The sequence below is a fragment of the Streptomyces sp. MZ04 genome (assembly GCF_004684775.1).
In the GTDB taxonomy this organism is placed as follows: domain Bacteria; phylum Actinomycetota; class Actinomycetes; order Streptomycetales; family Streptomycetaceae; genus Streptomyces.
Genome location: NZ_SRIC01000068.1, coordinates 1 through 23340 on the forward strand (window position 1 = coordinate 1; position 23340 = coordinate 23340).

The following is a 23340-nucleotide window of genomic DNA, read 5'->3' on the forward strand; positions in this document are numbered from 1 at the left end:
TATAAGAGACAGCCTGCGCACCTGGCCGGACAGGAACGCGCTGCTCGCCGACCGCGGCATGGCACTCGAAGAACTGCGCAGGCGGAGCCTGGGAGTGCACCGGCTGCTGCTGCTCTGGCTGTTGGGGCTCGGCGGCGTCATCGGGTGGTCGCTCCTGACGCTGCCGGTCCAGATGGCCGAGGACCACGACGCGATGGTGATCGTCATGGGCCCGGTCTGCGCCGTTCTGGGCCTCGGAGCGCTCGTACCCTCGGTGATCGGCGTAGTCCTCGGCATCCGGCGGGACCGGCGGATACGCGAACTCACCGACGCCTGGCTGGATTTGGAGAGCCACCCGACGGCAGACTCCGCGCTCCGCTCCCCGGGCCTGAGCCTCTGCTGGCTCCTCGGTTCCTTCGTCGTGTGCGCGCTCGGCATCTGGGCGTCCTTCGCTGCCGCCGCCTACGCCGAGCCGGGACGCGACTCCTACGGCGATGTCGCCCTCGGCATGGGCGCCGGCCTCGTCCTGTGGCTGACGGGCCTGATCGGCATCACGAAGGCGGTCGGCCACTACCGTTGGGCGGTACGGAAGTTGACCCCGCCCGCGATCGCGGGCGGCGCACACCGCTGACAGCCGACCGGCTGCCCGACCTTCGGGACCGGACCGGCCGCCGCCCCCTCCTCAGACCAGGCGCCGCGCCGTCGCCCATCGCGTCAGCTCGTGCCGGTTGGACAGCTGCAGCTTCCTCAGCACCGCCGACACATGCGACTCCACCGTCTTCACGGAGATGAAGAGCTGCTTGGCGATCTCCTTGTACGCGTACCCGCGCGCGATGAGCCGCAGCACCTCGCGCTCGCGCTGGGTGAGACGGTCCAGGTCCTCGTCCACCGGAGGCGCGTCGGTCGACGCGAAGGCGTCGAGGACGAACCCGGCGAGCCTCGGCGAGAACACCGCGTCGCCGTCCTGCACACGGAAGACGGAGTCGACCAGGTCGGTGCCGGTGATGGTCTTGGTGACATAGCCGCGGGCGCCGCCACGGATGACTCCGATGACGTCCTCGGCGGCGTCGGACACGGAGAGCGCGAGGAACCGCACCGGGCTCTCGGCGTCGGACATCAACGGCGCGCAACGGCGCAGCACTTCGACCCCGCCGCCGCCAGGAAGGTGCACGTCGAGGAGCACGACCTCAGGACGCGTCGTCGTGATGACGGTGACCGCCTGGTCGACATCGGCGGCCTCACCGACGACCTCGACGCCCGTGATCGCGGTCCTGCCGATCTCCGCCTGCACACCCGTACGGAACATCCGGTGGTCGTCGACGAGAACGACACGCACCCGGCGCCCCTCCTGGTCACCGCCGACGGCAGCACCGGCCGCATCGGTGGCCTGGGCCGGTTCGGTCGCCCCTACCGTCGTGTCCGGCTCGGCCGCGGACGGCTCGGCCACACCCTCTGATCCGCCCCTGGGCCCCACGGGCTCACTCGCATCGCTCATGTCATCGCCGTCCTCTCCATCTCCAGCTCGACTTCCGTGCCGCCCCCCGGCACCGCGCGCAGCCGCGCCGTGCCGCCGTTGCGCTGCATACGGCCGATGATCGATTCTCGTACGCCCATGCGGTCGTCCGGCACGGAATCCAGATCGAACCCGGGGCCACGGTCCCGGACGGACACGAACACCGTCTCCCCCTCCACTTCGGCGAAGACCTGCACCGCACCGCCCTCGCCACCGTACTTGGCGGCGTTCACCATCGCTTCCCGCGCGGCCTGCATCTGTGCGGACAGCCTGTCGTCGAGCGGGCAGTCGCCGACTATGACGACCTCGATGGGGACGCCGTGCTTGTCCTCGACCTCCGCGGCGTTGCGCCGGACCGCCTCTGCGAGGGTGTCGGGCTCCTCGTCCTCGTCCTTGCCCGTGCCCTCCGGTTTGTAGAGCCATTGGCGCAGGTCGCGCTCCTGGGCGCGGGCCAGCCTGCGCACCTCCGAGGCGCTCTCCGCGTTGCGCTGGATCAGGGTCAGGGTGTGCAGCACCGAGTCGTGCACATGGGCGGCGACCTCCGCCCGCTCCTGGGCGCGGATCCGCATCAGGCGCTCCTCGGAGAGGTCCTGCATCATGCGTACGAGATAGGGGCCGGCGAGCAGGGCGACGCCGACGAGCACGGCGAGCGCCGCCTGCAGCACGGCGCTGAGGTGCGAGGTCGAGCCCTGCAGCACGACGATGCCGGAGACACCGGCGCCGACGAGCAGCACACCGGCCGCCGCGCGGGCGATGGTCAGCGTGCGCCGACGGCGGCCGACCGCCATCCAGCGGGCCCGGCGGGCGTTGTCGGCCTGGCGCCAGACCAGGGCGACACCGGCGGCGACGAGCAGGGTCGGCACGAGATAGGCCTTGGTGGAACTGCCCAGGTCCACATTGCCGACGAAGACCATGGCGACGACGACCATCGCGAGCAGCGCGACGAGCTGACCCTTGTCCGGCTTGCGGGCCACGAGTCTGCGGCGTCCGTCGGCCGTCGTCTCGGTGGTGACGGCGGAGGGCGCGCGCTGGGCATCGACACCGCCGACGCCCAGCGGCACGAAGAACCAGAACGCCGCGTACAACAGCGCGCCGAGCCCGTCCGCCATGAACAGCCCGACGAAGATCAGCCGCACCCAGACGACAGGCAGCCCGAGGTGCCCTGCGAGGCCGCGCGCGACTCCGCCGAGCCAACGGCCGTCACCGCTGCGGTAGAGCTTTCGCAGCGGCCGCTCGTCTTCGATGGATACTGCTGCGGCTTCCGGCATGTCTCCGATATTCACACGCGTACGCGGGCGCGGGCATCAGGGTCGACCCCCGAGACTCCCCTGATCTCCGACCCGGACGAACCGTGTGCGCAGGTCGGGGCAGGGATGTGTCAGGGGTGATATCAGGGTTCGGCCAGGGTTGTTCCGACTGCCGTCGCGGCCTCCCGCCCGTCACCATGGACACATGACAGACGAGCAGCCCGCCGGGACGGGCCCGCAGGCCGCGCAGCGCGATCCGCTGTCCGCCACGGCGCGGGAGCCGGGCGGCCCCGCGGGCGTGCGGAACTTCCGCCGTGACCGGCGGCAGAAGAAGCTGGGCGGCGTGTGCGCGGGGCTCGGACGGCACTGCGACATGGATCCGGTGATCTTCCGGATCGGCCTCGCGGTCCTCTCGGTCACCAGCGGGCTCGGCCTTGTCTTCTACGGCTTCGCGTGGCTGTTCGTCCCCTTCGACGACGAGGAGGAGAACGAGGCGCGCAGGCTGCTCTCCGGCCGCGTCGACGGCCAGGCTCTGACGGCCGTGCTCTTTGCGCTCGTCGGCTGCGGAGTCTTCCTGTCTCTGCTGAACAACGGCGGGGCGCTCACCTTCGCCGCCGTGCTCGCCCTGCTCCTCGCGGGCGCGGGGTACTGGTCGCGGCAGCGCGGCCTGACCGACCCCGACCCGGTGGCGGCACAGACCGTCGCGGACGCCCCGCCCGAGGCGAAGGCACCGCCGGTGGCCGGGGCCCCCTCGTGGTGGCGGGACCCGATCGTCAAGGACGGCACGCACGACGGGATCTCGGGCTACTTCTGGGGGCCGGAGGGAGTGAGCGTCGAGTACCGGCCGGATCCCCCGCACGGTCGGATACGGCAGGGCGAACCCGCGGCTCCCGCCCCTCGGCCCAAGCCGCGCGGGCCGCGCTGGATCGGCGGCTCGGTCTTCCTGACGGCACTGCTCGCGGGCGGCCTCGGCACGGGCCTGACGTGGGAGGACCAGGCGCTGGGCACCAGCCTGCAGACTGGCCTCGCGTGCGCGCTCGCCGTCTTCGCGATCGGCATCGCCGTCAGCGCCTTCGCCGGGCGCACGGGGGTGGGCTCGATCATCCTCGCGGTGATCACGGCCCTGCTGCTCGCGGGCGCGGCCGCGCTGCCCAAGGACATCAGCACCACCTGGGCGCGCACGGAATGGAAACCGGCCACGGCCGAGCAGGTCCGGCCCAGTTACGAGCTGGGTACGGGCATCGGCACCCTCGACCTGAGCCGCGCCGGCCCCGGCAAGGACCGGACGGTGACGACGAGTGCCGAGATGGGGGCCGGACAGCTGAAGGTGATCGTGCCGAAGGACAGCACGGTGAAGCTGAACGTCGAAGTCGGCGTCGGCGACATCCAGTTGCCGGACGACCGCGACAGAGATGTGGACATCGCTCCGGGCAAGGAGAAGACGGTGACGTTGGACCCGCCCGCGGGCAGCAAGGACGGCGGCACACTTGAGCTGAACGTCAAAGTGGGCATCGGACAGGCGGAGGTGACCCGTGCTACGTCATGAGTTCCATCCCGGCAAGCTGGTCCTGGGCCTGTTCCTGCTGATAGCGGCGATCGCCTACGCGGGTGACGCGGGCGGCATCTGGGACACGCCGTGGTTCGTGGCGTTCCCCGTGCTGCTTGCGGGCCTGCTGCTCGGCGGCGCGGCGGCAGCCGTGGCCTACGGCATACGCGGCCGACCCCGCCACCGCTCGACGGACCGTTCGACGGACCCCTCGACCGACCGCTCAGGCGACGACTCGACCGACCGCCCCGCGGACCACATACCCGGCCGCCCGGCGGACCGGTCGCCCGACGACTCCACCGACGGCTGACGGACGTCCAGGGGACGTGCGGCCGAGCTGGCCGAGCGTCCGGCCCGAAACATCTGAGCGTCCGGCCCGAACGTCTGGGTGGACCCCGAGGTTAGAGGAGCCCCGAGGCCCGCCTGCGCCGGGTCGCGAGCATCGCGTCGGCCGAGAAGACGGACGCCCCGGCGAGGATCAGGGGCAGCCAGGCCATCAGGTACGCCAGGTCGTTGCCGTAGTAGTAGGGCTCGGTGGACCAGCTCACGGTCAGCCAGAGGCTGAGCGAGATCAGCGCACCACCGAGCGCCGCGATCCGGGCGAGCAGGCCGACCAGGGTGCCGATGCCGACGGCGAGTTCACCGAGGGCGATGGCGTAGCCGAAGCCGACGGGGCTCTTGAGGGAGAGGTCGACGAGGGCAGGGATGGCGGAGATGTCGCGGACGCCCTCCATCATCTCGCCGATGGATCCGGCGCCGCTGGCGGACATGAACGCGCTGTCGGTGATCTTGTCCAGGCCGGCGTAGATGAAGGTGACGCCGAGGAAGACGCGGAGCGGGAGCAGGGCGTAGCGGGAAGCGCTCTCCCTCCAGCCGTTGCTTCTGACGTAGCTGGTGTGGCTGTCGGTGCGCATGCCGTGAGCCATCGCTTTCGCCGCCTCTCCCGTTGACCGTCTCGCCCATAGACCCGTCATCAGACGATACGTACGAAGAGGGGGCCCTGCTCAGTGGCGTACACCGAATTCGCGAGAACAGATCCGTTGCCGTGCCGGGTTCAGTCCGTGACGTCGATCGTGCACCGGTTCGTCTCCACGCCCGCCGCGGTGATCACCTGGACGTCGACGGGGCCCGGCTCCACGTCGACCGGGACGGGGACGGTCAGGGCCGCGTCGGTCGGGTTGGTGAATCCGCCCGGCACGGGGACGAGCGGCACATGGACGTGGACGGTTCCGATGCGGACGACCATACGGGCGAGGCGGTCGGCGCTCTGCGCGCCGGGCGGTACGAATCCGGCGCCGCGGATCTCGATGTCGTCGCCGGTGCGGATGGGGGCGTCGAGGTCGCCCGCCTCGCGGGCCCGCACCACGGAGAGGATCACCGGGCGGCCGCCCTCGGCGTACTTGCCCGCCAGGTATGTCGCCGCCGACACCAGGACGAGCAGCGCGAGCCCCCACGGCAGGTCGGGCAGCTGTTCGGGGCGGCGCGCGAGCCGTACCGCGGCGAAGACGATGGCGACGGCGCTGACCAGGACGTACTGCGTGTCCGCGAAGCTGCCGCGGCCCGCGTCGTCGGTGAGCAGATCGGCGGCTCGGGGCCGATGGGCCGGCACCTTCTGCAGCCGCTGGCCGAGGACACGCAGGCCCACCACGCGCCGGACGAGCACGGCGACCCCGCACACCACGGCGAGGACGGTCACGGCGCCGGCGGCGCGGGCGAGTTCGAGACCGGCGATCAGTTCATCCCGCTGCCGGTGCCCGGAGGCACCGGCCAGCTGCCCGGCGAGGACGAGCACGGCGAAGACGACGAGGAGGACCCAGCAGGCCGCCACGGCACGGGAGGTGGAGAGGCGGTTGTCCTCGCCTATCACCGGCGCGAGGACACCGCCGCGCGCCCGGTGCAGATGTCCGGCGCCGGTCAGCAGGCCGCCCACGACCACGGCCGACAGGAGTCCGGCCGTGCGGGCGAGCGTCCACCCGGTGCCGATCGCGGTGAGTGCCTGGACCAGGAGCAGCACGCCCACGGCTCCCCAGACGACACCGGCCGTGCGCCGCCACAGCAGGCCGAGCCAGGCCTCGCCCTCGGCCCGGCCGCGTTCGGCGACGGCGTGCGCGGACTGGGTCAGCTCGTCCGACACCCACTGCCGGGAAGCGCCCGCGGAGTGCGCGACCGCCGCGGGAAGGCCCTCCCCCGCGGCCAGCTCGTCGCGCTTGGCGAGGAACGCGGCGACGGCCCGCCGGTGTCCCTCGCGCGCACCGTGCGGGCAGTCACCGCATGTGCAGCCACCCCCGTGCGCGCCCTGCCGCGCCTCCTGCACCGCCACCGCGTACGCCGCCTTCCCCGCCCTCGCGCGAGCACCGATCCGTGAACTTCCTTGCGATGAAAGGGGATTGTGCCGTATGGAAAGACGATCAGGCCCCTCGGGTCAGGTCAGGGCAGGTGAGGGCGGTGCGCCGAGGTTGACGGAGGGGAGCACTGCCTCAGGTGAGCAGATCCGGTTCGCTGCGGCTGATGTCCTGCCACAGCGGCTGGTAGTTGATCCACGCCACCAGATCGCTGCCGAGCTGGTCGCGCGTCGCCTCGGCCTGGTTGTGGCCGATCAGGATCGGGCGGCCCGCGGCCCGGGCGCTGAGCTGGACCTGGCAGGAGCGTTCCATGGTGATGAACCACCAGGCGGCGGCGTCCACGGAGTCGCCGACCGTGAGAAGGCCGTGGTTGCGCAGGATGACGGCCTTGTGGTCGCCGAGCGCGGCCGCGATGCGCTTGCCCTCCTTCTCGTCGACGACGACGCCGGTGTAGCCGTCGTACAGCGCGTGGCTCGCGTAGAAGGCACAGGCCTCCTGGGTGATGGGGTCGAGGAGTTCGCCGAGAGTGGAGAGCGCGCGGCCGTGCACCGAGTGGCAGTGGGCGACGGCGACGACGTCGGGCCGCGCCAGATGCGCCTGCGCGTGGACGGTGAAGGCCGCCTGGTTGACGTGGTGGCGGCCCTCGACGACCTGCCCCTCGGCGTTGGCGAGGACCAGATCGCCCACGGTGATGTGCTTGAAGGGCATCCCGAAGGGGTTCACCCAGAAGCAGTCGTCGTACTCCGGGTCGCGCGCCGTGATGTGTCCGGACACCCCGTCCTCGTAGCCGAGCCGCCCGAAGACCCGCAGCGCCCCGGCGAGCCGCTCCTTGCGGTACCGCCGTTCGTCCGCCATCGAGTCGTGCACGGGCGGCATCGCGAACTGCAGCTTTTCGACGGGTATCGGTGTGGGCGCCTGCATGGTTCCTCCATCCCTCGCTGTACGGAGCGGAAGCTACCGCTGGTCAGCGCAGGAAGACAGGGGGTCCCTGTGAAGACAGTGCGCAATCGGGACGCGAAGCAGGACAGAAGATGTCGGGAATCGGCGCCACACTCGCCGTATGACATCGAGCCGTATGACATCGAACTGGGCAGCCTTCGCCGCGGCGGAACCCGACTTCGCACGGACCGCCGAGGAGCGCTTCGGCCTCTTCACCCACCACGTCATCGCCACGCTCCGCAAGGACGGGTCGCCGCGCACCACAGGGCTCGAAGTCCGTTTCCTGTACGGCGAGTTGTGGCTCGGCATGATGCCGAACTCGATGAAGGCAGTGGATCTGCGGCGCGACCCGCGCTTCGCGCTCCAGGCCAACCCGGGACCGGGCACGGAGATGGCGGGCGGCGACATCCGGATCGCCGGGCGGGCGATCGAGGTGAAGGACCCCGAGGTCATCGCCCGGTATGTGGGAGAGGTCGCGCCGCCGGAGCCGTTCCACCTGTTCCGCACGGAGCTGACGGAGGTGGTCCGTACGTATATCGAGGACGAGAAGTATCTGGCGGTGCGGCTGTGGAAGCCGGGTGCGCCCGCGCGGACGACCAGGCGGACCTGACGTACGCGAACGGCGCCGCCCGCAGAAGTGGACGGCGCCGTTTCAGCCCTGCGGGACGGTCCGCAGTAAGCCCTGTGGGACTACTCCCACTCGATGGTGCCCGGCGGCTTGCTCGTCACGTCGAGGACGACGCGGTTGACGTCGGCGACCTCGTTCGTGATGCGCGTCGAGATCTTCGCGAGGACCTCGTACGGAAGGCGCGACCAGTCGGCGGTCATGGCGTCCTCGGAGGAGACGGGCCGCAGCACGATCGGGTGGCCGTACGTGCGGCCGTCGCCCTGCACACCCACGCTGCGCACGTCCGCGAGCAGCACGACGGGGCACTGCCAGATGTCACGGTCGAGACCGGCGGCGGTCAGCTCCTCGCGGGCGATCGCGTCGGCGTCGCGGAGGAGGTCGAGACGGTCCTTCGTGACCTCGCCGACGATGCGGATGCCGAGGCCGGGGCCCGGGAAGGGCTGGCGCTGGACGATCTCGTCCGGCAGACCGAGCTCCTGCCCGACCATCCGCACCTCGTCCTTGAAGAGCTGACGCAGCGGCTCGATCAGCTGGAACTCGAGGTCCTCGGGGAGGCCGCCCACGTTGTGGTGGGACTTGATGTTGGCGGTGCCGGTGCCGCCGCCGGACTCGACGACGTCCGGGTAGAGCGTGCCCTGGACGAGGAACTCGACGGGCTGGTCGCCCGGCGCCTCGGCCACGATCTCCGCCTGGGCCTGCTCGAAGACGCGGATGAACTCGCGGCCGATGATCTTCCGCTTCTGCTCCGGGTCGGAGACACCGGCGAGCGCGTTCAGGAAGCGCTCCTGCGCGTCGACGACCTTGAGCTGGACGCCCGTGGCCGCGACGAAGTCCTTCTCGACCTGCTCGGTCTCGCCCTTGCGCATCAGACCGTGGTCGACATACACGCAGGTCAGCTGCGAGCCGATGGCCTTCTGTACGAGTGCGGCGGCCACGGCGGAGTCGACGCCGCCGGAGAGGCCGCAGATCGCGCGCTTGTTGCCGACCTGCTCGCGGATCGAGGCGATCTGCTCGTCGACGATGTTGCCGGTGGTCCAGTCGGGCGCCAGGCCCGCGCCCCGGTAGAGGAAGTGCTCGAGCACCTGCTGGCCGTGCGTGGAGTGCATGACCTCGGGGTGGTACTGCACGCCGTACAGCTTCTTCTCGTCGTTCTCGAAGGCCGCGACCGGCACGACGTCCGTGGACGCGGTGACGGAGAAGCCCTCGGGCGCCGCGCTGCACGCGTCGCCGTGCGACATCCACACGGACTGCTCGGCCGGGGTGCCCTCGAAGAGCGTCGAGCCGGTCTTGGAGACGGCGAGCGGCGTACGGCCGTACTCACGGGCGCCGGTGTTGTCGACGGTGCCACCGAGGGTGGTCGCCATCAGCTGGAAGCCGTAGCACATACCGAAGACGGGGACACCGGCCTCGAAGATCGCGCGGTCCAGGCGCGGGGCCTCCTCCGCGTACACCGACGAGGGGCCGCCGGAGAGGATGATCGCGGCGGGGTTCTTCGCGAGCATCTCGGAGACCGGCATGCTGCTCGGCACGATCTCGCTGTAGATCCGGGCCTCACGGACACGTCGGGCGATGAGCTGGGCGTACTGCGCTCCGAAGTCGACGACCAGGACGGTGTCGGGAGCTGCGGCAGCGGGGGACGCTGATGGCACGGCGGCGGCCTTCCGGCGTTGAGCGTGAGCTGGGGCTCAGTGCGTGTGCAAGGGGTCTGTTTTGTCGATTCTAACGGGCCCGTGAGTACTCCCTTCGTCGCATCCGACGGAAGCAGTCCCCTGCCGGGGCCGTCTCAGCATCCGAGCCACGGCGGAACCGTGTTGACCGGGCACGCGCACCTGGGGGCATACTGGCCTCGTGACCAAGCACCTCAGCTTCCTCTTTACCTATGGCAACCGGCCCGCCGGCTGCCATGGTCGAGCTGCTTGATCCACTGACAAGCGACTTCCCAGGCGCCCCGGGCCGACAAGGCCCGGGGCGTTCTGGCATTCCGGACCTTGTCGCTCCGGGGCCGCCTCCCATCCGACGAGGAGCCCCAGATGAGCACCGCCACCACCGCCACCGCCACCGCCGCCACGACCGAGAAGACCGGCGCCCGCACCCCCGAGGCCGCCGATGTGATCGAGAACGCCCGCGAGCGCATCGACGCGCTCGACGACCGCATCATCGGCCTCGTCCAGGAACGGATGGCCGTGTCGGCCGTCATCCAGGAGGCCCGGATCACCTCGGGCGGCCGCCGCGTGAACCTCTCCCGCGAGATGGAGGTCCTCGGCCACTACAGGGACGCGCTCGGCAAGCCCGGCACGTCGCTCGCGATGACGCTCCTCGAGCTGTGCAGGGGCCAGGTCTGAGCCTCCCGGAGGCACACCGGAGTCGCATCGGAGGCCCCGGAACCCTTGTGCCACCGGACCTGAGTTCGGGTCCGCTCTCACCCGTACGGCGCGTGACCGGTTCCGGAGGGGCTTCGTTGGTCCCGATGTCCGTGCCAGCCAGGGGCGGGCACGGGAAAACCACGCGTGGCTCCGCTGGAGCGATGAGGCGCACACACCGTGTACGCCGTGGGACCTCGCTCCAGAGACGTGACCGGACGGCAGGGGACAGCAGCCCGGTCACCCAAGAGAACGGTCGGCTTCGGGGACGCCCGAAGCCGACCGGCCTCCGTCCCCCCAAGCAGTCCCCCAAGCAGTCCCCCAAGCAGTCCCCCGACCGTCCCGCAGCCCTTGATGACCCCCCAGTCCCCCGAGCTGTCCCTGTTCGTCTAGATCTGGTCGAAACGGTTGCGCAGGGAACGGCAGATCCAGCACGATGCGTAGAGGGACGAGCCGCCGGCGCGGCAGTCCACAATTCCATTGCCATTGGTCGATACCACTTGAGCGCCCCTCGTGCGCCGGGTCGGCCACCGGCGCCCCCAGAGACTCGCGGCGCACTCCCCCCGGCGCCGCTTCGCGGCACCGACGCTGCCCTGACGTCGGTGCTGACAGCCAAGGGCCCCGCGGATCCGTCCCGCGGGGCCCTTCGCTATGCACCGGCCGCTACTTCTCGGCCTTCTCGGCCTTCTCGGCCTTCTCCGCCTTCTCCGCCTTCTCCGCCTTCTCCGCCTTCTCCAGCTGCGCGTCCACGATCGCATCGGCGACCTCGGGATCGCCGTCCCTGGCAGACTCCCCGGCAGACTCCCCGGCAGACTTCACCGCCTCCGGGTCGAAGACGTTCGACGCGTGGAAGGACATCAGCGTCGAGCCGCTGCGTACGACGGTGACCTTGTCCCGGGCCAGGAACTCACCCGCGCGGCTCGCGAGCTTGAACGAGACGGACTCGTCGCCGCCGACCGAAGCGGGCTGCGGCCGCACGCCGAAGTACCGGTGACCGCCGACCCCGAAGGTGGCGCACTTCTTCGACTTCGACGCGGACCGCAGGGCGTTCATCGTCTTCTCGGCGCCGGCCTTGTCGTACGCCAGCAGTTCGACGTCGGTCGACGTGGCGTCCTCGATGTCGGTGCTGCTCAACGTCCGTACGACATGTGCCTTCGCGCCCTCGGGCGCGGTGGCCCTGAGCATGTCCGAAAGCGATCGGCACTCGCCGGGACGCACGGCAGCGGAGGGCGGCGCGGACTTGTCCGCGGACGCCTTCTCGACCTTGTACTTCTTGACGTCACCCGTAGCGAGCGCGGACTTCTCCAGCTTCTCGGCGGCCGAGGTCCCGGCAGGCCCCGCGGACTGCGACGGCTTCTTCCCGCCGGAGCCGGAGCCGCCATCACCCTTGCCGTCGCCGCCGCTTCCGCTGCACGCCGCCGTCAGGCCGAGGGCCGCCACGACCGACACGGCCACCACGCCGCGTGACACAGCTGACTTCACGTTCCCGATCCCCCCATGTCGTATCGCACCGCGCGGAGTCACCCGCACCCCCTCTACGACGGAAGATCAACACGCCTGGTTCCGCTTCCGCCGCGCGTCCCCGGAACGGGCTAGCCCCACATCCAGAAGCGGAACGGGCTCAGGAGCACGATGGCCAGCGCCATGCCGCCCACCACGATCACCACGCTCCACACCCGGCGGGCGCGCTCCGAACGCGCGCTGCGGCCCGGCCCGGTCGGCGCCGACCGCCACTCGTCGGGCCGCCACGCCCCGGCGGCCCCCTCCCCCCGCGCCGCCTTGCGCTTCCTGCGCCGGCGGCCCAACGCCCGTGAGTCCGCCGCCTGCCGGCGGGCCGCCTCCTCGTCCAGGCGCCGCAGCCGCTCGGCCACCATGCGCGCCCGCGCGGACGGCTCCTTCGGTGCGGACGTACGGATGTCGCGCAGGCTGTCGCGCTCGAACCGTTCCCACACCTCGTCGGGTATGTCCTCCGGCATCTCGTCCGGCACTGTCACACCGCCCCCTCCTGACACCCCTCGCCCGGCGGCGGTTCGCCGTCGGGCGGAGGAATTTCTACGGCACCCGGCGACGACCGCACAAGCCGGGAGGCCGAGCGGGAGGCCGAGCGGGAGGCCCGAGCGGGAGTCCGAGCGGGAGGCCGAGCGGGAGTCCGAGCGGCAGCCCCACCCCACGCCTCCACCAGGCCCTGTGATCCAAACCACATAAGAATTCTGTGAGTTCGAGGACAACCATTCACAGGGGACGCGGGTCATGCATGCGTAACAACGGCCACACCCGCGTCCCCACCGCGGAGGCCTCCACCTCCGTACTGCTCACCAGGCGGTACGCCGGACTTACTGAGGTCTTCATGAAGCTTCGCCGTGTCATGGCCGCCGCGGCCGCGACCGCTGCCATAGCCCCGATCGCGCTGCTGTCGGCCCCTGCCGCCTTCGCGACCGAGGACACCACTCCCACTCCGAGCGCGTCGGCCACCGAGACGGTCGAGCCGACCGGGACCCCGGCCCCGTCCGAGACGGCGACCGAGTCGGCGACCCCGACCCCGCCCGCCACCGAGTCGGCCACGCCGACCGCGACGGACAAGCCCACCTCGTCGGCCGAGCCCACGCAGAAGCCGACCGAGACGGCCAAGCCGACCGAGGAGCCCACCGAGGCCCCGACGGACTGCCCGGTCGACGACGACGGCGTCGACGTCGACTCCAAGCTGGAGCTCGGACTCTCGGGTCTGCCCGGCAAGATCGTCGCCGGCAGTGGCTGGCACCAGTTCAAGCTGACCGCGTCGAACCCGAGCGACGAGGACCTCGGCGAGGTCCAGTGGCTGGCCGCCGTGGACAACTGGTCGGACAGCGAGGACGAGCAGGACTGGCTCGCCAACTACGCGCAGATCCAGTACTTCAACCCGGACTCCAAGTCCTGGGAGTCCATCGCGGACGAGGTCACGGGCGGTCTCTACTTCGGCGCCACCGAGCTGGGCGCCAAGGAGAAGGTCGACATCAAGCTGCGCGTCAACATCAGCGCCAAGGCCCCGGCCGGCGACGGTTACGCGCTCGGCCTCGGCGGCTACCTGGACTCCGAGGCGAACTGCGTGCACAACGCCTTCGCGTTCTACGAGTTCACGGTCCTGAAGGCCGGCAGCAGCAACGAGAACCCGGGTGAGGCCGAGGAGAAGCCGGGCCAGGACGGCAAGAAGCCGCAGGGTGGCAAGGCGCCGCAGGGCGGCACCAACGAGATCCCGGCCACCGGCAACCTCGCCGAGACCGGCTCGAGCTCGATGCTGCCGACCATCGGTCTCGTCGGCGGTGTCGCCGTCGTCGCCGGTGCGGGCGCCGTCTTCGTCGTCCGCCGCAAGAAGGCCGACGCCGCCGCGTAATCGCGGTACGCCGCACCGCGGCACGCCGTCTCACGACGGCACCTGAGCACGCGAAAGGACCTGCGCTCGGAGGGGGGCGCAGGTCCTTTCGCGTACGTACGTTCAGTAGGGCGCGCGTTCAGTAGGGCGCGGGCGCTACTTCTTGCGCGGGCGCTACTTCTTGGCCGGTACCGCCGGCATCCCCAGGAACGGCAGCTTCAGCGCGCCGAACGCGTCCGCGGGCACCGCCGGGGTCTTCGGCTCGACGGCCGCGAGCCGTACGTACGCGGAACCCTGCGCGGGACGGGTGTCATCGCCGCCCTTGTTGGGCCAGAAGGACATCGCGCGCTCGGCCTGCGCCGTGATGGTGAGGGACGGATTGACGCCGAGGTTCGCGGAGACCGCGGCGCCGTCGACGACCGAGATGCCCGGGTGGCCGTAGAGGCGGTGGTAGGGGTCGATGACGCCCGTTTCCGCGGAGTCGCCGATCGGGCAGCCGCCCAGGAAGTGCGCGGTCAGCGGGGTGCCCATCAGCTCTCCGACGTTCGACCCCGCGAAGCCGTTGATCTCCTTGGCGAGCAGCGTCGCGGCGTCGGTGGCCTCGCGGATCTGGGTCGGGTTGGGCGCGCCATGGCCCTGCCGGGCGGTCAGCAGGCCCTTGCCGATGCCCTTCTCCTTGCGGTACGTGATCAAGGAGTTGTCAAGGGACTGCATGACCAGGCCGATGATGGTCCGCTCCGACCAGCGCCGGTTGGAGAGCGAACGGACCATCAGCCAGGGGTGCTTGGCGACATTGCCGAGCCAGCCCGCCACGCGCGCCTTCGCGCTGTAGGGGACCTGGAGGATCGTCATGCCGCCCATCGCGTTGGACTTCTTGCCGTAGCGGACCGGCTCGATGTGCGTGGAGTCGTTCGGGTGGATCGACGAGGTGATCGCGACACCCTTGGTGAAGTCGGGCTTCGCGCCGCCGTGCGCCTTGCGGTAGCGGCGGTCGGTGGTCTGGGCGCCGACCAGGGCCTCGGAGTTGGTGCGGGTCAGTGCGCCGAGCCGGGGCGAGATGCGCGGCAGCAGGCCGTTGTCCTTCATGCGGTGCAGGAGCGTCTGCGTGCCGTACGTGCCCGCGGCGACGACGACGCGGCGGGCCGTGAACGTGCGGCCCTTGCCCTTGCGTTTGTCGTCGGTGGGCAGGGTGGCGACGGCGAATCCACCCCGCGAGTCCTCGGTGACGGTGACGACGGACGTCATCGGGTGGATGACGGCGCCGGCCTTCTCCGCCAGGTAGAGGTAGTTCTCGTTGAGGGTGTTCTTCGCGCCGTGACGGCAGCCGGTCATGCACTCGCCGCACTCGGTGCAGGCCTTGCGCGAGGGGCCCGCGCCGCCGAAGTAGGGGTCGGGAACTTCCTGGCCGGGCTCGGCCGTTGAAGATCCTGAGGCGTCCTGCTCGTCTCCGAAGAAGACGCCGACCGGCGCCATGTGGAAGCTGTCGCCCACTCCCATGGCCTGAGCGGCCGCCTTCAGGTGGACGTCGGACGGCGTCGTGGTCGGGTTGAGCCGCACCCCGAGCATGCGCTTGGCCTGCTCGTAGTAGGGGCTGAGCTCGTCCTGCCAGTCCGTGATGTCCTTCCACTGCGGGTCGTTGAAGAACGGCGCGGGGGGTACGTAGAGCGTGTTCGCGTAGTTCAGCGAACCTCCGCCGACGCCCGCCCCCGCCAGCACCATCACATTGCCCAGCAGATGGATGCGCTGAATGCCGTAGAGACCGAGCGCCGGTGCCCACAGGTAGTTCTTGAGATCCCAGGAGTTCTTCGGGAGCGACTCACGGGTGAAGCGGCGCCCCGCTTCGAGTACGCCGACGCGGTAGCCCTTCTCCGTCAGCCGCAGGGCGGAGACTGAACCGCCGAAGCCGGATCCGACGACGAGGACGTCGTAGTCGTACGCGTCATCATCACTGTCCCCGTTCGGGACAGAGCTCTCCTGTGACATTGACTCTCCTCGTTGAGAACTGACCTCTAGAGAAAGGACCTCGATGACCTGGCGAAGACGACCTAGCGAAGCCGCAGCGACTTCATGACCTTCAGGCTCAGGCTCATGAACGCCGCGTACTTCTCGTCGTCCATGCCGAAGGACGGCGCGAGCGGCATCAGACGCTGGTGCGCGACGGTCTGCGCCTCGGTGTACTTCAGGATGCCCTCGGAGCCGTGCCTGCGGCCGAGACCGGAGTCCTTCATGCCGCCCATGGGGGACTGCACGCTGCCGTAGGCAGGCGCGAAGCCCTCGTTCACGTTGACCGTGCCGGTGCGCAGGCGGGCGGCGATCTTGCGGCCGCGGCTGCCGTCCTTCGTCCAGACCGAGGAATTCAGGCCGTACGACGTGGAGTTGGCGAGCTCGACCGCCTCGTTCTCGTCGGTGAACCGGTAGATGGAGACGACCGGGCCGAAGGTCTCCTCGGCGCAGACCGCCATCGGGGACTCGACGCCGTCCAGGATCGTCGGCTCGAAGAAGAAGGGGCCGATGTCGGGCCGGGCGACGCCGCCCGCGACGAGCGTGGCGCCCTTGGCGACGGCCTCGTCGACATGCCGCTTGGTGGTCTCCAGCTGGCGTTCGCCGACCAGCGAGCCCATCTCGGCTCCGTACGCGAGGGACTTGCCGAGCCGCATCGCCTTCGTCCGCGCGGCGAAGCGCTCCACGAACTCGTCCGCGATCGACTCGTGGACGTACAGCCGCTCGATGGAGATGCAGAGCTGACCGGCGGACGAGAAACAGGCGCGCACGGCACCCGCCGCGGCCTTGTCGATGTCGGCGTCGTGCAGGACCAACATGGCGTTCTTGCCGCCGAGTTCGAGCGAGACGCCGACGAGACGGCCTGCCGCGCCCTGGGCGACCTCGCGGCCGGTGCGGGTGGAGCCGGTGAAGGAGACGTAGTCGGCGTGCTTGACGATCTCCGGGCCGACGACCGGTCCCTCACCGATGACGACCTGGAAGACCTCGGCGGGCAGACCGGCCTCGATGATCAGGTCACGCGCCCACAGGGCGGTCAGGCAGGTCTCCGTGTCGGGCTTCATCACCAGGGCGTTGCCCGCGACGAGGGCGGGGAGCGCGTCGCCGATGGACAGCTCGAAGGGGTAGTTCCAGGGCGCGATCTGGCCGACGACACCGCGCGGCTGGCGGTTCTCGGTGACCTTCGTGAGGGTCGGCACGACGCCGGTGTGCCGCTTGGGGTTCAGATACGCGGGGGCCTTGCGGCCGTAGTGCCGGGCGGCGACGGCGACGGCCTGCAGCTCCTCGTGCGCGTGCAGCCGGGCCTTGCCGGTCTCCAGCTGGATGAGGTCGAGGACCTCGGCCTGGCGCTGAAGGACCAGGTCGTGGAAGCGGAGCAGGACGGCGGCGCGGCGGCGGACCGGGGTGCGCTCCCAGGCGACCTGGGCGACCCGGGCGCGCTCGAAGGCGGTGGCCACGTCCTCGGGGGTGGACTCGGGCAGGTCGGCCAGCTTCTCGCCGGTGAACGGCGTGTGGTTGGCGGTCCGCCCCGAACCGACGACGTCCCGGGTGAGCTGCGCGATCAGCTCGGGCGTCACCACGTCGGCGGCGGTGCGCGCGCCTTCGGGAGCGGCTGCGGTCGGGTTCGTTCCGAGGGGCGCTGCGGTGGCCTGCGAGTCCGTCATGGGGCAGAGCGTAGGCGCAGGTCAACGTTTTGGGTACCCGTCGGTAATCAGCTTTCACCGGGCGCACACACGATGCCAGCGATCGCTGGCGGCAAAGCTCCTGATCAGGGGCTTAGCGAGAGTAGACCAAGATCGTTCATCAATCTTGAGAGCCGCCGACCAGCGGGCTCCCCACGCCGAGACGCTCGCGCGCCGCCTTGAACAGGTCGGTGCCCTGCTTCTCGTACGTCTTGACGCCCTTCGGCATCCGCACCATCAGGTCGTAGTGCTCCCCGGCGTCCGTGACGATCAGAAGATGCAGCTCGCGGGTGACGACCGGCTCGACCAGGTCCTCCTCCGCGCTCTCCGTGTACGTCGCGTCGAGCAGCGCCGCGTCCTGACCGTGGAAGCTGGTCGGGGTGGTCTCCGTGTTCACCTCTTCGTAGGGGGCGCCCTCGAACTCCTTGGCCTCGGCGTTCGCCCAGGTCATGGCCGGGGTGGCGGCGGTCGTCGGCTTGGTGACGCGCAGCGAGACAGTGCCGTTCGGCTCCGAGTACTCGACGATGGGGTTGGCGGGGTCGCGGATGATCTCGGTGTAGGTGGCGGGGACGGAGATCTCGGCGTCGACCTTGGGCTCTTTGTGGACGGTCCAGTCGCCGCCACCCGAGGGGCTCGCGTCGCCCTTCTCCTTCTCGTCGTCGTCCGGCTTCTCGCTGCCTTCCTTCTTGCCGGTGTCCGCCTCCACCTTGGTGTCACCGCCCTCCCCCAGCGAGGTGCCGAGCCAGACGCCTCCCCCCACCAGTACGACACCCAGGAGCGCGGCGGCGATCAGGCGCCCCTTGGCGCGCGCGGGCGGCTTGGCGGCGGGCTCGGCGGAGGCGGTCTCGCCCGAGTCCGAGTCCGAGTCCGAGTCCGTGTCCGAGTCCGTGTCCGAGTCCGGTGCGGGCCGTGGAGCAGGGGTGAGGCGCACCGTCCCCACGTCGTCCGACAACTCCCGCAGCCCCGAAGGGTCCTGGGCCACCTCGCCGCCGAAGGGCTCCGGGAGCGGCCTGCCCTCCGCCGCCGCCTCCAGGGCGCGCGCGACCTCGGACGCGCCGGGCCGCAGCGCGGGATCCCTGGACAGCAACCGCTCGATCAACTGGCCCAGTTCACCCGCCCTGACCGGCGGCGGCACCTCCGCGGAGAGCACGGCGGCCAGGGTCGACTCCAGCGTCGTACGCCGGAAAGGGGACCAGCCCTCCACGGCCGCGTAGAGCAGCACGCCGAGGGACCACAGGTCGGACTCGGGGCCCGCCGTGCTGCCCGACATCCGCTCGGGCGCGATGAATTCGAGCGAGCCGACGAACTCGCCGCTGACCGTGAGCGACTCCTCGCCCTGGATGTGCGCGATGCCGAAGTCGGTGAGGACGACACGGCCGTGCGAGCCGATGAGTACGTTCGCGGGCTTCACGTCACGGTGCACGATGCCCCTGGCGTGCGCGGCGGCCAGCGCGCCCACGACCGCGAGGCCGATCCGTGCGGACTCGGCGGGCGGCAGCGCGCCCCGCTTGAGCAGCTCGTGCAGCGACTCGCCGCGGATCAACTCCATGACGATCCACGGCAGTTCGTCCTCCACGACCACGTCATGGATCGCGACGGCCGCCGGATGCTCCACCTGCGCGGCCGCGCGTGCCTCGCGGTGCAGCCTGGCGTACATGCGCCGCTGCGCCGCGTCGTGCGGATCGCCGGGCAGCCGGGGCTGCTTGACCGCCACGTCCCGTTCGACCAGCTCGTCGACGGCACGCCATACGGTGCCCATGCCGCCGGACCCGATGCGTTCCGCCAGGCGATAGCGGCCGCCGATCAGACGTCCCCCGTCATCGGCCATGCCGGGTCAGGGCTTCGCGATCTTCAGGTTCGCGATGGCGGTCTTGGCGACCTCTTCGCCCCGCTCGAGGAAGTCACCCTTGCCCGGGTAATCGATCCAGAGCTTGTACATGTCGCCGGACCGGGTCTTGTAGTAGAAGATCTTGGCGACGCGGGGCCACTTCGAATCCCCGTCGTCGGTCACGTACGGGATGAGGTTCTCGGCGGACTGCCGCTCCTCGTACTTCCCCTGCGTGGTCTTCTTGCCCTTGCTGATCGAGTCGGGGCTCAGGTCGCCGAGGATGCTGCCGCCCTGCTCGGCCGACTTCATGTCGTCGTACGCCTCGGCCATCGACGTGCTCGCGATCTCGTCGAGGTCGTCCTCCGACTTCTTGTAGAGGGACAGCGACACGGTGATGTCGCCGCTGTAGTCGGTGTAGCTGACCCAGTTCTTGTCGTCCGTCGCGTCGGGCTCCGGCACCGACTTGAAGTAGCCCTTGGGTGCCGCCATGGTCGCGCCAAGGTTCTTCGCCTCGTGCGTCTCCCACGCGTCGGGCAGCGATCCCGCGAACGGATTCGCGATCACCAAGTACGCCGCGACCGCCGCCGCGACGACCACCGCGCCGATGCCGATCAGCCCCTTGCGCCCGATCGTGACGCCCTTGCCCCCACCGGAAACACCCCCACCGATCTGCACGACCTGCGTAGGCGCCACCTGCGGAGGCTGTACCGCCTCCTCCAGGAGCGCGCGGATCTGCCCCGCGTTCGGGCGCTGGGCGGGCTCCTTGGTCAGGAGGCGGTTGATCGCGTCCGCCAGCGGGCCCGAGGCGGAGGCCGGTGCCGCCTGCGTCGCGTTCAGGACCGACTGCAGGGTCGCCGGGGTGTTGGTGCGGCGGAACGGTGAGACGCCCTCCGTCGCGGCGTAGAGGACCACGCCGAGCGACCAGAGGTCCGACGCCGGGCCCGGACGCTGGCCCAACACCCGCTCCGGGGCGATGAATTCGGGAGAGCCGACGAAGCCGCCGGTGTCCGTCAGGTTCGTCTCGCCCTCGATCTGCGCGATGCCGAAGTCGGTGAGGACGACCCGGCCGTGCGAGCCGAGCATCACGTTGTCCGGCTTCACGTCGCGGTGCAGGATGCCCGCCTGGTGGGCGGCGTCAAGGGCGTTGAGCACCTCGAGGCCGACGCGGGCGGCCTCGCGCGCGCCCAGGGTGCCCTCCTGGAGCGCGGCACCGAGCGAGCGGCCCTTCACCAACTCCATGACGATCCACGGCTGGCCGTCCTCCACGGCCACGTCGTGGACGTTGACCACGGCCGGGTGGTCGAGGCGGGCCGCGGCGCGCGCCTCGCGGCGCATCCGCTCGAAGGCGTTGGCGCGCTCCCGCTCCGGCAGGTGGTCGGGGATGCGGGGTTCCTTGACGGCGACCTCGCGGTCCACCGTCTCGTCCTTCGCGCGCCAGACCGTTCCCATGCCGCCGTGGCCGAGCTTGGACAGGAGGCGGTAGCGGCCCGCGACCAGGCGGCCCGCGCCCGGGTCGGGCTCGGAGGGCTGGTTCGGCACCACCTGGGTGGGCTGGGCGTACGGCGACGGAGGCGGCGTCGGCGCGGCGGGCTGCTGCGGCCCCGCGGGGCTCTGGTGCTGCGCGGTCGGCTGCGGCTGCGGCTGCGGCTGCTGCTGCTGCTGCTGGGCGTACGGATTGCCGTCCTGACCGTACTGCCCACCTTGTCCCCCTTGCCCCCCTTGTCCGGGGACGCCGGACTGCGGCGGCTGCAGTCCGAAACTGGTGGGTTCGTACGGGCCGTAGGAGGCTCCCCCGTCGTTACTCATGCCCACATGACTACCTTGCCGAAGGCCTCTGGTTCCACTCGGGTCACTGACTTGTGACCGGGGTGATGCCTCGTCCGGAAGTCCAGAGGAAGTTCACCAGAGCGTCAGCGGCGCCCGAACGAGTCCACCGCCGTGTCGAAATACCGCCTGCCCTGCTCGGCCTTGCCGACCGGCGCCGACACCCACACGTCGTACATCCGGCCGCCCTCCTCCCAGCACAGGTCGTACGTGTGCCGGGCGCCCTCCGCCGCGCTGAAGCCGTCCCAGCTGAACTGCCACAGGGCGGCGGGCCTGCCGTTGTGCGTGGTCTGGGTGATCTCGGCGTCGCGGTAACCGGGGTTGTTCTCGGGGCCCTTGGCGTCGGAGCGGCGCTGCACGGCCAGCGGGCCGCCGGGGTCCGGGGCGGCGCCTCAGGACACAAGAGCGGCACCCCGGGGGAAGGTGGGAGCCCCGGGATGCCGCTCCGGCAAAGGGAGTTACTTGACGTTGACGCCGGCCCAGGCCGCCGCCACGCCCTTGGCCTCGGCGGAGTCGGCACCGTAAAGGTCCGTCGCCGCCTTCAGCGTGCCCTCACGCGCGTCCTTGTACTGCGTGGTCGTCGTGAAGTACGTCGTCAGCGCCTTGAACCAGATCTTCTCGGCCTTGTCGCGTCCGATGCCCTCGACCTTGGAGCCGTCGGCGGTCGGGGAGTCGTACTTCACACCGTTGATCTCCTTCGCGCCGCTGCCCTCCGACAGCAGGTAGAAGAAGTGGTTGGCGATACCGGACGAGTAGTGGACGTCTACGTTGCCCGCGTCCTCGCTCCAGTTGTCCAGGGAGTTGCTGTCCTTGGAGGGCTTGTCCATGTACCGGAGCGGCGACCCGTCGCCGTTGATGTCGATCTCTTCGCCGATGAGGTAGTCGCCGACGTCCTCGGCGTTCTTGGCGTTGAACTCGACGGAGGAGCCGAAGATGTCGGAGGTGGCCTCGTTCAGGCCGCCCGACTCGCCGCTGTACTCCATGTTGCCGGTGGCCGCGGTGACGCCGTGCGTCATCTCGTGGCCGGCGACGTCGATCGACGTGAGCGGCTTCTTGTCGCCCTCGCCGTCGCCGTACGTCATGCAGAAGCAGCTGTCGTCCCAGAAGGCGTTGACGTACGCCTTGCCGTAGTGGACCCGCGAGGTCGCGCCCTTGCCGTCGCCCTTGATGCCCTCACGGCCGTGCACGGCCTTGTAGTAGTCCCAGGTCAGCTGGGCGCCGTAGGCGGCGTCGACGGCGGCGGTCTGGGCGTCCTCCGGCTTTCCGGTGCCCCAGGTGTCGTCGTCGTCCGTGACGATCTTGCCCTCGCCGCTCTCGCTGTGGGCCAGGTCGTACGTCGAGTGGCCGCCGCGCGAGTCGTCGGTCAGGTCGAAGCCGCTGCCGCCCTTCTTGGAGCCGACCTCGACGTCGCCGCTGTACTGGCTGTGGCCCGCGCCGGTCTCGATGGCCTGGTGCTGGAAGAGCTTCTTGCCGGTGGCCGCGTCGGTGATGACGTGCAGCTTGCTCGGCGTGCCGTCCTTCTGGACGCCGGTGACGATCGTCTCGTGGGCCAGGACCGGCTTGCCCGATGCGGCCCAGACGACCTTGCGGGGCGCCTGCGCGTCGGCCTTCTTGGTGTCGCCGGTCTTCGCGGCCGTCGACTCGGCGGACGCGGCCGCCGCCTTGGTCGCGATCTTCGCGGAGGTGGACGCGACCTTGATGGTGGCCTTGGCCGCCTTGGTCACGCTCTTGACCTTGCCGCTCTTCGCGGTGTGCACGACGAGGTCGCCGCCGAGGACGGGCAGGCCGTCGTAGGTGCGCTCGTAGCGGGTGTGCGTGGTGCCGTCGCGGTCCTTGACGACGTCACGGACGACGAGCTTCTCCTTGGCGCCGAGACCGATCTTCTCGGCGGTGGCGGCCTTCTCGGCGTTCGCGTCCTGCAGCAGGCCCGCGCGGGCCGTCGCGGAGAGCTTGACCGGGGAGGCGGCCGAGACGTTCTGGTCGGGCTGTGCGGAGGCGCCGGTGGTCAGGCCGGCGGCGAGCAGGGCTCCGGCGGCAACAGCGGTGGCTATGGCCAGCGTTGAGCGCTTCCGGGATATGTGGGGGGTCACGCATGCTCCTTCTGTGGG

The 23340-nt window shown here is 70.5% G+C and carries 19 protein-coding genes and 1 pseudogene; 6 read left to right on the forward strand and 14 right to left on the reverse strand.

The features are described from left to right. The coding region (locus tag E2651_RS43950) for a hypothetical protein (RefSeq protein ID WP_167828813.1) at positions 1–610 on the forward strand (610 nt) is incomplete at its 5' end. Positions 611–661: 51 nt separating this feature from the next. Here the strand turns inward: E2651_RS43950 and E2651_RS16860 are convergent. Then, positions 662–1426, reverse strand: a complete 765-nt coding sequence (locus E2651_RS16860; protein WP_135331987.1) for a response regulator transcription factor — start codon at positions 1424–1426, stop codon at positions 662–664. 44 nt (positions 1427–1470) lie between these two features. After that, positions 1471–2760, reverse strand: coding sequence for an ATP-binding protein (locus E2651_RS16865; RefSeq protein WP_135331971.1), 1290 nt, complete (start codon positions 2758–2760; stop codon positions 1471–1473). 184 nt (positions 2761–2944) lie between these two features. Between E2651_RS16865 and E2651_RS16870 the strand changes: the two genes are divergently transcribed. Both E2651_RS16870 and E2651_RS45290 read left to right on the forward strand, forming a co-directional pair. After that, the gene (locus E2651_RS16870) at positions 2945–4285 is read left to right on the forward strand and encodes a PspC domain-containing protein (protein ID WP_135331972.1); all 1341 of its coding nucleotides are present in this window, start codon (positions 2945–2947) and stop codon (positions 4283–4285) included. Further along, positions 4272–4595, forward strand: coding sequence for a hypothetical protein (locus tag E2651_RS45290; RefSeq protein WP_245238903.1), 324 nt, complete (start codon positions 4272–4274; stop codon positions 4593–4595). The genes E2651_RS16870 and E2651_RS45290 overlap by 14 nt, the downstream gene beginning before the upstream one ends. A 91-nt stretch (positions 4596–4686) precedes the next feature. Here E2651_RS45290 and E2651_RS16880 read toward each other — a convergent pair whose 3' ends face one another. The 3 genes from E2651_RS16880 to E2651_RS16890 all read right to left on the reverse strand — a co-directional run bounded on the left by E2651_RS16880 (position 4687) and on the right by E2651_RS16890 (position 7548). Further along, positions 4687–5211, reverse strand: coding sequence for a DoxX family protein (locus E2651_RS16880; RefSeq protein WP_135331973.1), 525 nt, complete (start codon positions 5209–5211; stop codon positions 4687–4689). Between the two features lie 128 nt (positions 5212–5339). Then, positions 5340–6605 (reverse strand): hypothetical protein, encoded by a 1266-nt coding sequence (locus E2651_RS16885; protein ID WP_135331974.1) that lies wholly within the window; start codon positions 6603–6605, stop codon positions 5340–5342. 157 nt (positions 6606–6762) lie between these two features. After that, on the reverse strand, positions 6763–7548 hold the full coding sequence (locus tag E2651_RS16890; protein WP_135331975.1) for a class II aldolase/adducin family protein: 786 nt from the start codon (positions 7546–7548) through the stop codon (positions 6763–6765). A 154-nt stretch (positions 7549–7702) separates the two neighbouring features. On the opposite strand from E2651_RS16890, the gene E2651_RS16895 reads away from it, so the two are divergent. Continuing rightward, entirely contained in the window at positions 7703–8176 is a 474-nt protein-coding gene (locus E2651_RS16895; RefSeq protein WP_135331988.1) for a pyridoxamine 5'-phosphate oxidase family protein, read from the forward strand. A gap of 80 nt (positions 8177–8256) precedes the next feature. Here E2651_RS16895 and guaA read toward each other — a convergent pair whose 3' ends face one another. Continuing rightward, entirely contained in the window at positions 8257–9843 is a 1587-nt protein-coding gene (guaA, locus tag E2651_RS16900) for a glutamine-hydrolyzing GMP synthase (protein ID WP_135331976.1), read from the reverse strand. A gap of 381 nt (positions 9844–10224) precedes the next feature. Here guaA and E2651_RS16905 point away from each other — a divergent pair, with 381 nt between their 5' ends. Next, positions 10225–10536 (forward strand): chorismate mutase, encoded by a 312-nt coding sequence (locus E2651_RS16905; protein WP_135331977.1) that lies wholly within the window; start codon positions 10225–10227, stop codon positions 10534–10536. Positions 10537–11217: 681 nt separating this feature from the next. On the opposite strand, the gene E2651_RS16910 is transcribed toward E2651_RS16905, so the two are convergent. Both E2651_RS16910 and E2651_RS16915 read right to left on the reverse strand, forming a co-directional pair. After that, the gene (locus E2651_RS16910; RefSeq protein ID WP_135331978.1) at positions 11218–12036 is read right to left on the reverse strand and encodes a hypothetical protein; all 819 of its coding nucleotides are present in this window, start codon (positions 12034–12036) and stop codon (positions 11218–11220) included. A 110-nt stretch (positions 12037–12146) separates the two neighbouring features. Continuing rightward, complete coding sequence (locus tag E2651_RS16915; RefSeq protein WP_245238905.1) at positions 12147–12548, reverse strand: hypothetical protein; 402 nt, start codon at positions 12546–12548, stop codon at positions 12147–12149. A 260-nt stretch (positions 12549–12808) separates the two neighbouring features. Between E2651_RS16915 and E2651_RS16920 the strand changes: the two genes are divergently transcribed. Further along, positions 12809–13921 (forward strand): LAETG motif-containing sortase-dependent surface protein, encoded by a 1113-nt coding sequence (locus tag E2651_RS16920; protein ID WP_348541639.1) that lies wholly within the window; start codon positions 12809–12811, stop codon positions 13919–13921. A gap of 153 nt (positions 13922–14074) precedes the next feature. Here E2651_RS16920 and E2651_RS16925 read toward each other — a convergent pair whose 3' ends face one another. The 6 genes and pseudogenes from E2651_RS16925 to E2651_RS16950 form a co-directional block, all read right to left on the reverse strand. Beyond that, positions 14075–15883: a GMC family oxidoreductase gene (locus tag E2651_RS16925; protein ID WP_135331979.1), complete on the reverse strand. Its 1809-nt coding sequence runs from the start codon at positions 15881–15883 to the stop codon at positions 14075–14077. Between the two features lie 62 nt (positions 15884–15945). Continuing rightward, positions 15946–17562, reverse strand: a complete 1617-nt coding sequence (locus E2651_RS16930; protein WP_135331980.1) for a succinic semialdehyde dehydrogenase — start codon at positions 17560–17562, stop codon at positions 15946–15948. A gap of 139 nt (positions 17563–17701) precedes the next feature. Continuing rightward, positions 17702–19408 carry a serine/threonine-protein kinase gene (locus E2651_RS16935; protein ID WP_135331981.1) on the reverse strand — a complete coding sequence of 569 codons (1707 nt, stop codon included), beginning with the start codon at positions 19406–19408 and terminating at the stop codon, positions 17702–17704. A 6-nt stretch (positions 19409–19414) separates the two neighbouring features. Next, positions 19415–21214, reverse strand: a complete 1800-nt coding sequence (locus E2651_RS16940; RefSeq protein WP_135331982.1) for a serine/threonine-protein kinase — start codon at positions 21212–21214, stop codon at positions 19415–19417. A 104-nt stretch (positions 21215–21318) separates the two neighbouring features. Next, positions 21319–21618: pseudogene (locus E2651_RS16945) on the reverse strand (serine/threonine protein kinase); the annotation flags it as partial. A gap of 72 nt (positions 21619–21690) precedes the next feature. Then, the gene (locus E2651_RS16950; RefSeq protein WP_135331983.1) at positions 21691–23322 is read right to left on the reverse strand and encodes a M4 family metallopeptidase; all 1632 of its coding nucleotides are present in this window, start codon (positions 23320–23322) and stop codon (positions 21691–21693) included. Positions 23323–23340: the final 18 nt, after the last annotated feature.